The sequence below is a fragment of the Ihuprevotella massiliensis genome (assembly GCA_900095835.1).
GTDB classification, from domain to species: Bacteria; Bacteroidota; Bacteroidia; order Bacteroidales; family Bacteroidaceae; genus Alloprevotella; species Alloprevotella massiliensis.
Genome location: LT608321.1, coordinates 1,358,612 through 1,374,502 on the forward strand (window position 1 = coordinate 1,358,612; position 15,891 = coordinate 1,374,502).

At 46.6% G+C, this 15,891-nt stretch carries 10 protein-coding genes and 2 pseudogenes; 6 read left to right on the top strand and 6 right to left on the bottom strand.

All coding sequences use genetic code 11. From position 1 onward, the window contains the following. Positions 1-110 precede the first annotated feature (110 nt). The 3 genes from BQ2633_RS05670 (at position 111) to BQ2633_RS05680 (ending at position 4,859) form a co-directional block, all read left to right on the top strand. Positions 111-509, top strand: coding sequence for an HIT family protein (locus BQ2633_RS05670; protein ID WP_075565668.1), 399 nt, complete (start codon positions 111-113; stop codon positions 507-509). A gap of 196 nt (positions 510-705) precedes the next feature. After that, positions 706-2,577 carry a THUMP domain-containing protein gene (locus BQ2633_RS05675; RefSeq protein WP_075565670.1) on the top strand — a complete coding sequence of 624 codons (1,872 nt, stop codon included), beginning with the start codon at positions 706-708 and terminating at the stop codon, positions 2,575-2,577. 98 nt (positions 2,578-2,675) lie between these two features. Continuing rightward, entirely contained in the window at positions 2,676-4,859 is a 2,184-nt protein-coding gene (locus tag BQ2633_RS05680) for a S9 family peptidase (protein WP_075565672.1), read from the top strand. Between the two features lie 107 nt (positions 4,860-4,966). Here the strand turns inward: BQ2633_RS05680 and BQ2633_RS05685 are convergent, their stop codons facing one another. Both BQ2633_RS05685 and BQ2633_RS05690 read right to left on the bottom strand, forming a co-directional pair. After that, positions 4,967-7,828: a TonB-dependent receptor gene (locus tag BQ2633_RS05685; RefSeq protein WP_075565673.1), complete on the bottom strand. Its 2,862-nt coding sequence runs from the start codon at positions 7,826-7,828 to the stop codon at positions 4,967-4,969. Between the two features lie 271 nt (positions 7,829-8,099). Then, positions 8,100-8,660 (bottom strand): annotated as a pseudogene (locus BQ2633_RS05690) (Fic family protein); the annotation flags it as partial. A gap of 636 nt (positions 8,661-9,296) precedes the next feature. Here BQ2633_RS05690 and BQ2633_RS05700 point away from each other — a divergent pair. Then, positions 9,297-9,806, top strand: a complete 510-nt coding sequence (locus tag BQ2633_RS05700) for a hypothetical protein (protein ID WP_075565677.1) — start codon at positions 9,297-9,299, stop codon at positions 9,804-9,806. Between the two features lie 181 nt (positions 9,807-9,987). Here the strand turns inward: BQ2633_RS05700 and BQ2633_RS05705 are convergent, their stop codons facing one another. The 4 genes and pseudogenes from BQ2633_RS05705 to BQ2633_RS05720 form a co-directional block, all read right to left on the bottom strand. Next, entirely contained in the window at positions 9,988-10,275 is a 288-nt protein-coding gene (locus BQ2633_RS05705) for a hypothetical protein (protein WP_346048254.1), read from the bottom strand. A gap of 299 nt (positions 10,276-10,574) precedes the next feature. Beyond that, positions 10,575-11,471 (bottom strand): protein adenylyltransferase Fic, encoded by an 897-nt coding sequence (gene fic, locus BQ2633_RS05710; RefSeq protein WP_083233965.1) that lies wholly within the window; start codon positions 11,469-11,471, stop codon positions 10,575-10,577. Beyond that, positions 11,464-11,659 (bottom strand): annotated as a pseudogene (locus BQ2633_RS11580) (helix-turn-helix domain-containing protein). Before BQ2633_RS11580 ends, fic begins: the two are co-directional and overlap by 8 nt. A gap of 109 nt (positions 11,660-11,768) precedes the next feature. After that, a complete protein-coding gene (locus BQ2633_RS05720; protein WP_075565678.1) occupies positions 11,769-12,542 on the bottom strand; it encodes a hypothetical protein in 774 nt (257 codons plus the stop codon). Positions 12,543-13,617: 1,075 nt separating this feature from the next. On the opposite strand from BQ2633_RS05720, the gene BQ2633_RS05725 reads away from it, so the two are divergent. Together BQ2633_RS05725 and BQ2633_RS05730 are read left to right on the top strand one after the other, a co-directional pair. Then, positions 13,618-14,868: a glycosyltransferase family 4 protein gene (locus BQ2633_RS05725; protein ID WP_075565680.1), complete on the top strand. Its 1,251-nt coding sequence runs from the start codon at positions 13,618-13,620 to the stop codon at positions 14,866-14,868. 218 nt (positions 14,869-15,086) lie between these two features. Then, a complete protein-coding gene (locus BQ2633_RS05730) occupies positions 15,087-15,881 on the top strand; it encodes a glycosyltransferase family 2 protein (protein ID WP_075565681.1) in 795 nt (264 codons plus the stop codon). Positions 15,882-15,891: the final 10 nt, after the last annotated feature.

The window sequence follows — 15,891 nt, forward strand, 5'->3', positions numbered from 1 at the left end:
TAGACGGTGGTAAATAATTTATACGCTGTCGCAAATTATCGGACTTCTCTTTGGAGGTAGCAAATTGCCACCTTCAACAGATATCCCAACTCTCATTATAGCTAACTGATATGAGTATCTTTTCCAAAATCGCCGCTGGCGAAATCCCCTCTTATAAATGCGCAGAGAGTGACAAGTTCTACGCTTTTCTCGACATCAACCCCGTAGCGCTCGGCCACACTTTGGTGATTCCACGTCAAGAAACAGACTATATCTTTGACCTTGATGATGAACTCCTTGCCGAATATCAGGTCTTTGCCAAAGGTGTAGCGCGCGCCATCCAGACCGTGCTTCCCTGCCGCAAAGTGGGCATGGCTGTGATTGGACTTGAAGTGCCACATGCACACATCCATCTCATCCCTCTGAAAGAAGAAGGTGATATGGATTTTCGCAAACCCAAATTGGAGGTTGCACCAGAAAAAATGGCAGAGACTGCCGAAGCCATCTTTGCCGCTTTCCAACAAGGCTAACGCGAGTGCCGCATTCTACAGACCTCAGTGCAACACTGATGAGAAAAAGAGGGTACAATCTCTATATTTTTTTAGAGATTGCACCCTCTTTGCGCGTATATTGCGCCGATTCTTTGGTGTAGTCGCCACAAAATTGTAATTTTGCTCCTTACTAGCTTATATATTCGCCAGTCTATCTGCAACAACCGCCCATTTAATGCAACAAACTTTTGAACTCATCGCCAAAACTTTCCAAGGTCTAGAAGAAGTTTTGGCACAGGAACTCATCGAACTCGGTGCCGACGACGTGCAAATCGGCCGCCGCATGGTCTCTTTCTCGGGTAATCAAGAAATGATGTACCGTGCCAACTTCTGCCTCCGCACGGCAGTCAGAGTGTTGAAGCCCATTCTCCACTTCCGCGCCAAGGATGCGGAAGCTGTTTACAAGGCAGTAAAGGGAATTGAGTGGAACGAAATTCTCGATCTTGACACTTCTTTTGCTGTAGACACCACCGTTTATAGCACCGAATTCCGCAATTCTAAGTTTGTTGCCTACAAGGTCAAAGATGCGATTGTCGACTATTTCATGGAAAATACGGGCAAACGCCCCAACATCAGCGTTGCCAATCCCGACATCCGCCTCAACATGCACATTGCAGAAGACAGCTGCACACTCTCTTTGGACTCCAGCGGAGAAAGCCTCCACATCCGTGGCTATCGCACAGCTACGGTGGAAGCTCCCATCAACGAGGTGCTCGCAGCAGCTTTGGTCAAGATGAGTGGCTGGGACTTCAACAGCGATTTCATCGATCCTTTCTGCGGATCGGGTACAATTTTAGTGGAAGCCGCCCTCATGGCACGCAACATCTATCCTGGCATCTTCCGCCGTAAGTTTGGATTTGAAAGCTGGAAAGACTTCAATCCCGAACTCCTCAGCAACATCTTCGACGACGACAGCCACGAACGTGAGTTTAATCACAAGATTTACGGCTACGATCTCAATCTTCGCGCCATCGAAGCTGCACAAGACAATGCAAAGGCTGCACGAGTGGCAGATCTCATCACACTCGAGCAGCGCGACATCCGCGATTTCGCTCTTCCCGAAGGCTGCGAAAAAGCGATTATCGTCACCAATCCTCCCTATGGTGAGCGTCTTCGTCCCGAAGACCTCTCACAAATCTACCGCACACTCGGCACCAAACTCAAGAAAGACTGCCAAGGTTGCGATGCGTGGGTGATTTCTTCTAAGGAAGAATTGTTCGACGACATGCGCCTACGCCCCTCTTTCCGCGTACCTCTCAACAATGGTTCTCTCGACTGCGAACTCCGCAAGTATGTCACCTTCGACGGCAAGCTCGACCAGTTCCGCGCAGAAGGCAACGAGGTGAAGACCGATGCAGAACGTCAGCGCATGAGCGAAAAGGGCCGCTTCCGCGATGGTCGCAAGCGTGAATTTTCTCGCAAACGCTTCAACGACGAAGACGACCGCGACTTCTCCGAACGTGGTGAACGCTCCTTCGACAGAGAACGTAAGCCTTTCGACAGAGAACGCAAACCTTTCGATAGAGACCGCAAACCTTTCGATAGAGACCGCAAATCCTTCGACCGCAAAGACCGCTACGAAGATCGCCGTCCTCGCTATGAAGACAGCGACTACCGCTCAGGTTTCGACTTCTCCGACGACCCCGAACTCGCAGCCACCTACCGCACCCTCCGTGCACGTCACAGTGCCTTTGAAGGCGTTCGTGCAGCCAAAGAGCGCGCAGCACGTGGCGACCGCGGTGAACGCGGCAAGTTTGAACGCCGCGACGACGATCGCTCTCGTGGGCAACGCGACGACCGCCGTTCTTTCTCTCGTGCTCCACGCAGAGAAGGTGACGACTTCCGCGGTAACCGCGAATTCAAGCGTCGCGACGATAGATTTGAAGGACGTGGCGACCGCAACCGCGGTGATCGCGACCGTGGTGACCGAGGTGAAAGACGAGGAAGCTACGACAAGCGCGGTGGTTTCGACCGCAAGCCCCGTCAAGAAGGCGGTTTCTCTCACCCTAATCGCGGTGGAAATCTCCGCAAACGTCGTGAAGACTAAAGTCCTTCCCCCTACATCATTCCCACAAGTTGGCTCCATCAGCTTGTGGGAATGAACGATTTTTCTAACCGCCCTCGCTAACTCACTATCTCATTGGCATGAAATACAAATTTACTTTCTTTCTGCTCCTGCCATTTCTCTTCCTCACCGCTATGGCACAAACCAAACAACGTCCCACTCTAGATGACCTCATGTGGGGCGGCACCAACTACTGGAATCTCCAACCCCCATCCGTTCAAACCACATGGTGGGGCGATGCTTTAGTGCAAACCAATGTCAACGATGTGCGCCTTACCCTCGATGCTAAAGGCAAAAAGCTTGGCACAGACGGACAGGTGCTGTTCGATCTCGCTGCCCTTAATAACGTCCTCGACACTGCTCGCTATGGCAAAGCTCGCAACCTCATCGGCACCACCTTCCCCGAAGGCACAAAGACCGTAGCCAAGATTACTCTTGCCAAGGCTATTGTAGCCTACGACTGGAAGCAAAAAGCCATCGTCTGGACACTTCCACTCCAAAGAGGCATCGGTCATCAAGACTTTTGCAACGCCTCTCGTTCCCTCGCTTTCACCAAAGACTACAACCTCTTTGTCACCACCTCCGACGGTCGCACTCATCAAGTGTCTACCGATGGCAGCCGCGAACTGCTCTACGGCACTTCTGTTCACCGCGATGAGTTTGGCATCCACAAAGGCACCTTCTGGAGTCCCAAGGGCGACCAACTTGCATTCTATCGCATGGACCAGTCCATGGTGACAGACTATCCACAAGTCAACACTTTGGTGAGCCCAGAAGTGCGCATTGCTCAACCCGACCCCGACAAATATCCCATGGCAGGTATGGCGATGCACAAAGTCACTGTTGGCATCTTCTCTCCTGCCACAGACCGCACCGTTTGGTTGGAATTGGGCGACGTCACCGACCGCTATTTCACCAACCTCTCTTGGAGTCCTGACGGCAAAACCCTCTACATCATGGAGGTACCCCGCAGCCAAAAGCGTTGCGACCTCGTGGCTTATGACGCCACCACGGGTAAACGCCTCAAGACGCTCTACACCGAGACTAACGAACGTTTCGTAGAACCCCAAAATCCCCTCACCTTCCTCCCTTGGGATGACCACAAGTTCATCTACCAAAGCGAACGCGATGGGTTCAACCACCTCTACCTCTTCGACACCAACGGCAAGATGCTCCGCCAACTCACGCAGGGCAAGTTTGAAGTGCTCGACCTCCTCGGATTCAACACCGCAAAGCGCAGCATCATCGTTCGCACCAATGAGAGCGGACACATCCGTGAAAACCTCTACGCTGTCGATTTCAAGACCGGTCGCCGCACTTTGTTGGACAATGGCGTAGGTTTGCACCGCGCTAGCCTTTCTGAAAACGGTCGCTATCTCCGCGACACTTGGAGCACACCTACTGACTACCGCCACATCGACATCAAGAGCACCGAGAAGAAAGAAACCCTCTCCAGCCTCCTCAATGCCGAAAATCCATGGCGCAACTTCACCATGCCTGAGGTGGAAAACGGCTCTATCCTCGCTGCCGATGGGAAGACCCCACTCTACTATCGTTTGGTGAAACCCGTAGACTTCGACCCCACAAAGAAATATCCTGCTGTGGTCTATGTTTATGGCGGTCCTCACGCCACCAACGTCAAGGAGTCGTTCAACTACCAAGCTCGCCCTTGGGAATACTACATGGCAAATCGCGGCTATGTCCTCTTCATCCTCGACAACCGCGGTTCTGGTGATCGTGGTTTCGACTTCGAGAGCTGCACCCACCGCCATCTCGGCAAGATTGAGATGGAAGACCAAATGAAGGGTGTGGAAAAACTCACTTCGCTGCCCTATGTCGATGCCAATCGCCTAGGTGTCCACGGTTGGAGCTTCGGTGGATTCATGACCACCAATCTCATGCTCACCCACCCCGACGTCTTCAAAGTCGGTGTAGCTGGTGGTCCTGTCCTCGACTGGAAATACTACGAAGTGATGTATGGCGAACGCTATATGGAAACGCCACAATCCAATCCCGAAGGCTACGCAGCTGCTAGCCTCGTCAATCGCGCCAAAGACTTGAAAGGTCGTTTGCAAATCATCGTAGGCTACAACGACCCCACTTGCGTTTTGCAACATTCTCTCATGTTCCTCCGCGCTGCCGAAGATGCAGGCACACAACCCGACTATTTTGTCTATCCTGGTCAAGGTCACAACATGTCTGGTCGCGACATGCTCCACCTCCACGAGCGCATCACTCGCTATTTTGATGACTTCCTCAAATAGTTCCTGCGCACCGCTCATCCCTGCATGAGCAGTTGTGCCACACGCATACAAAATCCTCCCACTCTCAACTTGAGAATGGGAGGATTTTTCGTTTACCCCAAAATGTTCTAACGCTTGTTCAGTGACAACGTAAGATGGAGCATAATATACTGACGTAGATTATTATATATGCTCTCTGTATTACTTTGTGCATTCACAAAACGTACTACATTCTTGCGCTGTCCAAGTAGATCGAAAGCCTCAAGGCTTATAGAGAACTTATTGGAAAAAGCCTTGGTGAGGTTCGCATTCCAGATAAACTCATTGTCATTCATTGACTCATCGTTGTATCCTCGGCGGCTAATGGTGCGTAAGTCTGTTTGCAAACGCATTGACCAAGGAAGTTCCGCATAAACGCTTACATGAGAACCGAAGGTTGTAGCATGTAGTGGCTTAAAATTATCGCGAATAGAAGCCGAACGATGATAATGAACATACGGAGCTAGTTCACCGCGTATCTTTGTATTTGGAATAGCAAATGAATAGTTTATTTCCTCAATGAAAAAATAGTTATGCACCGTGCTTGGTTTGTCAGCTTCTTGAAGCGATAGACCATTGTATTCTACACTTTTCGTGTAGTTGAAGGAAATCTTATTGGTGAGTTTATGGGTATATCTGGGAGTTAGGTACACTGCGTCTTCCAAAGAGGCTTGCAGGTGCTGATTGCCGTTGACGCTTCTAAACTTGGATGTTGTTACCCCTGTACGCTCATTGTATAACAACATGGAAGAGGTGAGCCCATCGGTGTAGATGTAGTTCATGTTCACCGTATGATTGTGTCTCATTGTTGGAGCCCAATAGAATCTGCCATTTATCTTGTGTTGAGTGATATTATCGAGTTCTGGGTTGCTTTGTACCACTAATAGCGGATTTATATCGTTTGTTTGTGGCACAAGAAGCAGCATCATAGGCATTTCATGGTTAAGTTCATAGCTAAAACTATAATTATAGCCTGTTTGTCCACCTAGCCAAGTAGCAAAACGCACATTTACGTCTGGGAAAAATTGAGAGCGATAGACGGTTTGGTCATTATTCTTCTGAAAAAAGTTCAATTTTCGATGCACATAGCGTAGAGGAATACTTACATTTAAGTCATACTTGCCTTTTTGGAGCATATAATCTAGTTCCCCTACAAGGTTGTTTCCCCAGTCTTGGTATGATTTACTATTGCGTGAGTCTTTTGCTTGCTGTAAAAGATCATTATTAGGTAATTTCTCTACATCAGATTGTAGCGTCCATCCAGGCAAATGGTGTAGTTGATAAAATTGGTCGCTAGAATTTAATTGATCGCGTTCGTAGGATAGCTTTCCACTGAAACTATGATGATCGCTCCAGCGGAGAAGGTAATTAGCTTGCGCAGTCCATGTCCATTTGTCATTGTCCTCGTTTCGATATTGATGTTGGGATTGTTTTTGTGCATTACGTATATAATCTACATGCCGCAACGAAAAAGTCTCTTGCGCGGTACGTGCTCGATAGGCTGATACGTTTAAGGTTAGCTTATCGTCAGTGTGTGGTATGTCGATACTTTTCTCTATTTCGAGCTTTGCATTGGTTATTGTGGTTGGTGCAAAAGCCAATACATTAGCATGACTAATACCGTATGCGTTGAGCGTTTCGCCAAGAGAAAATAGACGAATGCTATCGCTCCAAGATTTACCTAGGAGGTTACTGACATTGCGGTCGAATGACGCACCACTGTTTTCTGAGTGATTCTTCAATGTGACCTTAGAGAACGAAGGTTTGATGGTAAATCTCCATGGAGTAGTAGAAAACAACGAGAGAGAATGCTCTGTTTGAAAAGAAAAGTTTCTACTACTACTGCTAGATGTACCGAGTTGAAAAATATGATATTTATCGTAGAATTGCTGAACCACTTGCTTCAAATCTACATCTTCTTTACTCCATTGTATGCGTGCCTTCCCCTCCAATGAATAGCGTCCTTCACGCTCATCAACATTGTAGAGAACACCCGCATTATAGAAATCTTTTTGCCCAATACCATTGTCGATATTGTAGAACTGACCGTTACGGGTTAGCTCTTCGTTGTGGTTGGTATTATTAGCTCCTGCAAAAACTGACCAACGATGAAAATCATTTATCTTAAGTCCTAATGCTCGTCCATAATAGCGTTTGTCCGTGCCTGCTGCCGCATCTATGCTGGACAAAAAGTTGGAGTGGTAGTCTGGTTTCAGTCGAATGTCCATCACCAAACCTTTGAGTTCGCGCTCGCGCTCAAAGAGTGATGTCGTATCTTTTTCTTTCTCATACACTTTCACCTGCTTCACCATAAAAGCTGGCAGATTTTCAAGCAAGGTCTTTCGGTCGTTATTGAAGAAATCTTTACCATTGAGCAAAAGCGTTTCTACTTTTCTTCCATTGGACAGAATCTCACCATCGTTGTTGATGGTAAGTCCTGGCATTTTCTGTAAGATGTTTTGCAACACAAAACCTTGCTGAGTGATAAAAGCATCAGCATTGTAGACTAAAGTATCGTTGTTAAAATAGAACTTGAGCTTTGTTGCAGTCACTAGAGCTTCACCCAACTCTGTTGTATTTTCTCTTAGTTTACGTTTAAGAGCGAGCTTGCCGAGAAGAATTTTGCTTTCTCTACGATAAAATTTAATCTGTATAGGAGCGTATAGGGTATAATAGTCGGGATGGCTTACACGCATGATGTAAGAACCTTCACGTTCAACTATTGCTTCAGCATAAGTTTTGTATTTGGGCTCATAACCCATTCGTGCAGCCCAGCCTTCAGCAATAAAACTACTATCTGCAGCAAGTAGCTCCACTTTTATTAGTGAATCTGCTGCGATGTCTATGTTTGTAATATAATCTACAACTCGAGCACCTACTAGCTTTTGCGAATAGGTGTTCCCGAAAAAGAAAATGAAGAAGAGGAAGAAGGTTAGCAGCCTTTTTGTCATGGTATAATAAGTATTGAAAATGAGAGAGTGTGGTCTGTGAAAAGCCCATGCTGCACAAATGCACTCACTAGACGTTGCGCAGCCTGTCAGCGCGAAATTACACTTTTTTTGTGTTAACCCAAAAAGTTTTCAAGTTTTTCTTTCATACCCTCCAATATTAGCCTAAACAAATAAAAGAAAAGCTACTCTCCTTTTACAAAAAACTAGTCTTCTGACCTTGGATTTGCCAATATCCAGATTAGAAGACTAGGTGATTAGGCTTGCTCCCCTCTTAGGCATTCGCCATCAAATATGAGCAGTACTTGTTGAGTAGATTGGGGAGTGGAAGCTCTCCTTTTTGATAGCGTTCTGCATCGAGTGGCAATACTCTTTCACATATCCTATCCCCTTTGAACTGGGCAGTGAGATAAGGCATGCCGTTCTTTAGAGTTATCTGCACATCTGTAAAGAACTGGGTTAGGTCTTCTGCATCGCAGACAATGGAATAGCTCGGACGCTTGGCTCCAGGAATGTCTTCTACCAAGATATGCTTAGCCACAAGATCTTGTATGTCGCGTATAGCAGTGTCTTTGGAGCACTTTGCCAACGAAGCCCAAGTCTTTGAAGTTATCTTCGCCTCATAGCCGTCAAGAAAGAGATTGAGCATCTGCGTCTGTCGCTCTGTCATGGCTACGGAGGATACTTTCTGCCAGAAAAAGCTCTTGTTTAAGATGGTGGAGACAATGGCTTCTGCTTCGTCCAACGCATCAACCAATTTCATCATATACCAGACCAGCCACTCCGTGATATCACCATCGCTGCGCTGCAGACGTTCCAGTATCTCATAATAGTGTTTTATGTGCGACAAAATGCGGCATTAAACGTCGCATATTCTGCGACAAAAATAGAGAAGCTACACCGAACAGCCTAATGAATGACTAAATACCGCATATTTTGCGACGTTTTCACAAGATAATCGTCGCAGACACTGTCATAGTAGAAGGAACAATCTCTACGTTTGTTACTAAACTAGGAGTAAATATTTTTGATAAAGCAGTTCTGCTATCTTCATAATCACAGATTACTTAAAAGCATATTCCTACATTTCTGCACTTGATAGTATGCTTATCAAGACTGTCGCAGACGTCCTTAACCATCAGAGTAATCGCTTTGACCTGCTACTTCGTCCATCATACAGTCCTCCATTCCTGTACAACGCTTTTAGACGTTTTCCACTCATTCCATTCATCTACTTTACACATCAAAAAAAAAGACAGATACAAAGAAATCACGCTATAAAGCAGCAAAACAGCTCAAAAAAGAAGAAAAAAGGACAGAAATACAAACTTTTCAACAAAAAAGTAGACTTTCATTTGGTCGTTTCAATAAGAAATGATAAGTTTGCAGCAGAGTTTTTTACTCATCTCCCTCAATTAAAAGAGATATTAACCATATCTCCGCATCTAAGTTTTACTAAATCTTATCGCAAATGAAACAACTGTTCCTTACTTTGCTTTGCGCCCTATGCTCCCTCAGCGGATTTGCGCAGTCTTTTGCCGATGTGCAGAAAGGTGGTAAGTTCTATTTTTCCGTGGATGAATTTGTGCTGTTCGACAACAATCCACGTTATGGACGGGATGCAAAATCTGCCACTGCGCTCACGTTAGGATACACCTTCAACAAACGCCTGGGTTTGGAACTTTCTGGTGCCAGCTTCGGGTACGAATGGAAATACAATCCACGCTATTTGTCGCTCGACCTTCAGAGCTATTCTTTTTCCAAAGATAGAGTGCGCGTGGTCACCTCCATCGGTCTGGCTCTGGTGCAAGGACACACGAATGAAAACAAAGAATATCTGACCCCCACTCTCAACCTCGGTGCAAGCCTGCAATATCTCTGCACGAAGCACTCGTATGTAGGTCTCAACTTCCGCAAGATGGAAGGGCACATTGGTTTCAACGCCTTTATGATGGGTGTCTCCTTTGGAGGATATTTCTAGCGATAGTTCCACATCGAATTATAGGTGGCTAAAAAGCCCTCATTCCACATCAAAAACAACAGCATCTCTGCAGCGTCACCCTTGACCTTGCAGAGATGCTGTTGGTTTCAGTCAAAATACCTCGTGTGGTGCTATAAAAACAGCCCATGAAACACCACAAAAGTGCCAACAGCAATAGCTCCTATTCCAAAATTTCTATCACCTTTTTGGGGTAGTTCAACACGAAGGATTTGCCTTCTAAAGCATCGAGATATAATGTACCCACCTTGTCTTCGCCTGGATATCCTAGCCTGTAGTCCGCGACGAAGTGGAAATCTCCGATTTGTGTAGCAACGTCCTTATAGAGAGGCACAGTCTCCGAAGAGAGGGGGCGATCAAAGCTTCCTCCTTCTCTGGTCAGAAATTGCCAAGGAAAACCATACACCCCATGCGGCAAGAGATGTAGCCCTTTATTGAGCGAAAATTGCATGCGCACCTTCCGTCCTCCCACCTTTGCTTTCAGAAAAACGAAACCACATTCCACACATCCCTTCCAAGGGACATCTTTATAAAGGGTTAGAATAACAGTACTAAGTCTACAGCCAACGCACATAATGGTAGATTCTTTTGAAAGTACAGTATACCTCCCTCGTGGATCATATATATTTTAGCTAATTTGCGGAATAAATATCTGGTTCATTATCCGTCCATTGCTCACATTGTTCGGAAACATTTTCTAATGCGTAGGCAACTGCTTCTTGCGGATAGTGGTACTTCTTAAGTAATCACTTAACTACTCTGTTCATAATAATATGAGTAATCAATACCTTTCATAAACATTTCTCTGTCGTCAATCTTGGTGGTGAGTGCAGGTTTTACTAAAGCCTTGATATATGTACTATCAGAAACACTTTCACGCATAGCATTGAGATAGTCGTTCTTGTCTATCTGACTCCAATCCACACACCGTTTGAGAGAACGCTTCAGCATGAGGTCGAGCCAAATGCGAGTACTACGCCCATTGCCTTCCATAAATGGATGCGCTACATTCATTTCAACATATTTGTCCATTATCTCATCAAAAGTAGTTTCGGGCATTCGCTCTATTGTTTGCAGGGTTTCAGGGAAATACATACAATTAGCAAAGGTAAAACCACCTTTTGAAATATTCTTGGTGCGGATTTGTCCTGCAAAGTCATACAGTCCTCCAAAGAGATAAGCGTGTATTTGTTGTAAACATTTGATTGTACCTGGAACTACAGTCTTTAAGATGCCACTTTCAAAAAGCTGATAAGCCTTTTTCTTGCTCTGTCCGTCAAGGGTGTTATCACTATAGAGGAACCAGTCAAGAAAGTTTGTTGCCTTGGTATTGTTGATATGCTTTGCCAGAAGGGAAATACCCTCTGCATCAAACGTATCTGTCTTATAAAACTTCCCGTCAGAGGCTTTTAGTTTCAGTTGGTTAGTAGCACTAACCAACTGACTATTTTCTTTTCTGAGTTTGGTTTTGAGATACTTCCAATAGTTTCTCGTCTTTTGGTAATCATCTTGCTCGTTAATCGCAGCAATGATGTCCAGCACAGAAAACCACCATTTACTGTGTTCCTCGTCCCACACCGCCCTAACTTCACGGTCGTTGAAAAAACGAATAGATTCTTTATGCTCTGCCATAATAAAGTTACTCATCTGGGGTGTTAATCAATTTCTTTGGATGAACCTGCAAGGTCTCTGCTATATGAAATAGCAATTCTAGGCTTGGCTATCGACGGTTGCAACATAGAAATCTACGATTTACAGAGTTTCTCAGCAAGCCGTGTTTGCTTAATCCCTTTCTCGATAAGCACCTCTTGAATTCTATTAGTTGGACATTCTATAAATACCATCTGATAGTTTGCAAATATAGCAAATACTCTTGTATTAGGAATAAAAAGAGGAGATATTTTCCGTAGGGGCAACCAGCGTAAAGTCAATCAGCAATAGCCCCTATTCCAAAATTTCTATCACCTTTTTGGGGTAGTTCAACACGAAGGATTTGCCTTCTAAAGCATCGAGATATAATGTACCCACCTTGTCTTCGCCTGGATATCCTAGCCTATAGTCCGCGACGAAGTAGAAATCCCCGATTTGGGTAGGAACGTCCTTATAGAGAGGCACAGTCTCCGAAGAGAGGGGGCGATCAAAGCTCCCTCCTTCTCTGGTCAGAGATTGCCAAGGAAAACCATACACCCCATGCGGTAAGAGATGTAGCCCTTTATTGAGCGAAAATTGCATGCGCACCTTCCGTCCTCCCACCTTTGCTTTCAGAAAAACGAAACCATATTCCACCCCCTTACCGATTGAGCATTTCAGACGGATTTTCCTATAATACCGATCAGGACTGCATGGAGTGAAAGTGTGTCGTTGCAAATCAACATGCCAAGCGCGATGGCTCAGAATGCTGTTGCCCAGCACGAGCTCAGGCACCTTTCCTTTGAACTTTTGCTGCATTTCCGTCACCACAAACATGACATTACGATAAGTTTCACCGCAGAAATTCAAAGAGTCTAACTGCAAAGAATAGTATCCTCCTTCTTTCTTATTCATTACTGCCGACTTTAGATGAGCAACATCCACCTTGAGCACATTCACGGCATAGGCAGAATCCATCAGACAATGTGTCAGGGTAGTAGAGACGCCCACTTCATGGGGCAACACTTTGTCTTGATAAAACAAAGTACTCTCCATCACCATGAAATTTTTGACATAACGAAAAGCCACCGCCCTAGACGATAGGGGCATCGTCCAGAGTGCGACAAGAACGCTGTATAAACACCAGCGGAAAAACCTGCGGTACATCATCAGTAGACATTGTGTTAGGGTGAACATAAACGGTGCTATGGAAATACTCACGACAAATGTAACGATTTCTTCAAGATGCTCGGCAAAAAACGTGGGAGATTTTCCAAAAAACATGGGAGTTTTTCTGGAAAACGTCGGAGATTTTTTCAAAAACGTGGGAAGTTTTAGAACGAACTTGGGAGCTTTATAGAATAGACCTGGAAAGGCACACTCGAAGCAATTAACATTTTGCGACAACTCATCAAAACATCAAGGTTTTCAAGTTCCCTCGCGCGCGCGTAACAAGGGATTATACTCTTTTCTCTTTCACAACCTTCACAGAATTCTTTATAACCCACTCAAAAACAAGAGATAACGCGTATATTTCGGACATATTTTAACAATCCACCTTTTTATCCAGAAAAATATAGGTCAAATCGGCATTAAAAATAGACTTCCCTCCAGCTCTTTCTCGGCACAAAAATCATGAAAAAAAACTCGTTTCGGTGAAGGTTGTGAAAGCAAAAAGTCAAAATTCCCAGGGAAGGCGCGCGCGTCACACGCGTGTACGAGGAAATTAGACGTTAGAGGGTCGCAGACCCTTTTTGCTCGCCATGACAAGCATGGATCGGGGGACTTAGACATTAGACGTAAGAGGTTAGACGTTAGACATCTTCGCCGCAGGGCTCTAACGTCTAACGTCTAATTTCTAATCTCTATTTCGGACATTAGACGGAATCGGGAGATTGTCCCTATTGTGCTGGACGCTCGACAAAACGAGAATAAAAACACTAGATTCTGCAACTTCCACATAGCAATATCATCTATATCCAAAGAAAAAAATGCACTTTTCTGCCGATTTTTCTCTCTTTGCCCCCATATCCTCCCATACATAAGTAGGAGGACAACGGCACGGTGCCCACGTTCTGACCTACTGACTTACATGATTACCGCATTTGATTTGGTCATATCCGCTTTTTTGGTTATTTTTGTCCGATATACTATTCTCACTTGGATGAAAGTTCTCATCGTCAACACTAGCGAATCCACTGGCGGAGCAGCCGTTGCCGCCCACCGCCTTATGGATGCCCTCCGCGCCAATGGTGTGGAGGCAGAAATGTTGGTGCGCAACCGCAGCACCAGCGATACGCTCGTGCATGCGCCCCACTGCAAATGGTGGCTCAAATGGTGCTTCCTATGGGAACGACTCGTTATCTTCATTCATCTCCGCTTCTCGCGCAAAGGACTTTTTGCCATCGACATCGCCAATGTGGGCACAGACATCACCGCACGCCCTGAGTTTAAGGCTGCCGATGTGATTCACCTACACTGGATCAACCAAGGTTGGCTCTCTCTCAAGAGTTTGCAACGCATTCTCCAGAGTGGCAAACGCGTGGTGTGGACGATGCACGACCTCTGGCCCGTGTCGAGCATTTGCCACTATGCCGAAGAGTGCACCGGTTTTCACAACGCATGCGGACACTGCCCCCAACTGCCTCATCCCAGCAGCAAAGACTTGTCGCACCAAGTGTGGAAACAGAAAGAGAAAGTTTACCGAAAAGGAAAAATCACCTTCGTAGCTTGCAGCCAATGGTTGGCGACACAAGCGCGAATGGCTTCTCTCTCACAAGGACATCGCGTGGTGAGCATCCCCAATGCCATCGACACGCAGGTGTTTCGTCCCATGGACCGCAGAGCAGCTCGCGAAGCCTTAGGACTTCCCACTGATCCAAATTTGAAAATCGTGCTTTTCGTGGCACAACAGATCACCAATGTGCGCAAAGGTGGTCCTTACCTCATCGAGGCGTTCCAAAAACTCTTGGCAGCGCATCCCGACTATCGCCACAACACTGCCCTGCTCATCCTCGGTGGGGCAGCCGAACAATACATCTCGTCTTTTGATGTCCCAGTTTTTCCAGTGGGATATACCGAAGAAGTGGAACGCATCGTGCAGACCTACAATGCTGCCGACCTCTTTGTCATTCCCTCGGTGTCGGACAATTTGCCCAACACCATCATGGAAGCCTTAGCTTGCGGACTCCCTTGCGTAGGTTTTGCAGCAGGCGGCATTCCCGAAATGATTGATCATCACTCCAACGGTTATGTGGCGCGCGCACAAGACACGCAAGATTTAGCAAATGGACTGCACTGGGTGCTTCAGTCGGATGCCACAACGCTGCAACAAGCAGCCCTCGACAAGGTGCACCGCTGCTACTCTCAACAGAGTGTGGCGCAACAATATCTCGCCATCTACGAGGGGAAATAGTATTTTCAACCTCCACACAGCACAGTCAAGCCCAAGGGTATGGAGGCACTAACGTCTAATGTCTACCCTCTAACGTCTAACTGCTAGCGTCTAAAAAGGGTCCGCGACCCTCTAACGTCTAACTGGTCTAAGTACCCCGAGCCATGCTTGTCGTGGCGAGCAAAAAGGGTCCGCGACCCTCTAACGTCTAATCTCTAACGTCTAACGTCTAACGTCTAATGTCTAATATCTCCTTCACCATTGCCACGGTGTGTTACAACGCAGCCGAGACCATAGAGCGCACCCTTCATTCAGTGGGTGCGCAAGACTATCCCTTTGTGGAGCATCTCATCATCGATGGCGCATCAAAAGATGCGACCCTCAATCACTTGCACCTTTGGGAAAAGCAACAAGAAGAGATATCGACTTCCCACAAATTGGTGGTAGTGTCTGAGTCCGACAAGGGACTTTATGACGCGATGAACAAAGCCTTGCGCTTGGCAACAGGAGATTACGTGCTGTTTCTCAATGCAGGCGACTGTTTCCACTCCCCCACCACCCTCAGCGACATCGCACGGAGCATCCAGGCTGCGAAATATCCTGACGGACAACTTCCGGCTGTGCTCTATGGCGACACCGACTTGGTGGACAATGATGGACAATTCTTGCGTCATCGCCGACTTTCTCCTCCCGAGCAGTTGCGATGGCAGGATTTCCAACAAGGGATGCTCGTGTGTCACCAAGCCTTCTTCGTGCGCACCGACTTAGGACGTGAGATCAACTACAATCTGTCCTATCGTTTTTCGGCTGACTACGATTGGTGCCTCCGCATCATGCAGCGCGCTGAAACCTTGGCACTTCCCCTCCACAACACGCACCTCGTCGTGGCAGACTATTTGGCAGAAGGGATGACCACACGCAATCACCGCGCCTCACTCCTAGAGCGTTTCCACATCATGAAACGCCATTTCGGCACCACCAAAACTATTGCGCAGCACGCATGGTTTGTGGCACGCACCTTGATCAAACGATAAACCTCCCTCT

What these genes read in the sequence shown, in the direction of transcription:
- BQ2633_RS05670 (WP_075565668.1), top strand. Translation starts at nt 111, where the DNA reads ATGAGTATCTTTTCCAAAATCGCCGCTGGCGAAATCCCCTCTTATAAA.
- BQ2633_RS05675 (WP_075565670.1), top strand. Translation starts at nt 706, where the DNA reads ATGCAACAAACTTTTGAACTCATCGCCAAAACTTTCCAAGGTCTAGAA.
- BQ2633_RS05700 (WP_075565677.1), top strand. Translation starts at nt 9,297, where the DNA reads ATGAAACAACTGTTCCTTACTTTGCTTTGCGCCCTATGCTCCCTCAGC.
- fic (WP_083233965.1), bottom strand. Translation starts at nt 11,471, where the DNA reads ATGAGTAACTTTATTATGGCAGAGCATAAAGAATCTATTCGTTTTTTC.
- BQ2633_RS05705 (WP_346048254.1), bottom strand. Translation starts at nt 10,275, where the DNA reads ATGCAATTTTCGCTCAATAAAGGGCTACATCTCTTGCCGCATGGGGTG.
- BQ2633_RS05685 (WP_075565673.1), bottom strand. Translation starts at nt 7,828, where the DNA reads ATGACAAAAAGGCTGCTAACCTTCTTCCTCTTCTTCATTTTCTTTTTC.
- BQ2633_RS05730 (WP_075565681.1), top strand. Translation starts at nt 15,087, where the DNA reads ATGTCTAATATCTCCTTCACCATTGCCACGGTGTGTTACAACGCAGCC.
- BQ2633_RS05680 (WP_075565672.1), top strand. Translation starts at nt 2,676, where the DNA reads ATGAAATACAAATTTACTTTCTTTCTGCTCCTGCCATTTCTCTTCCTC.
- BQ2633_RS05725 (WP_075565680.1), top strand. Translation starts at nt 13,618, where the DNA reads ATGAAAGTTCTCATCGTCAACACTAGCGAATCCACTGGCGGAGCAGCC.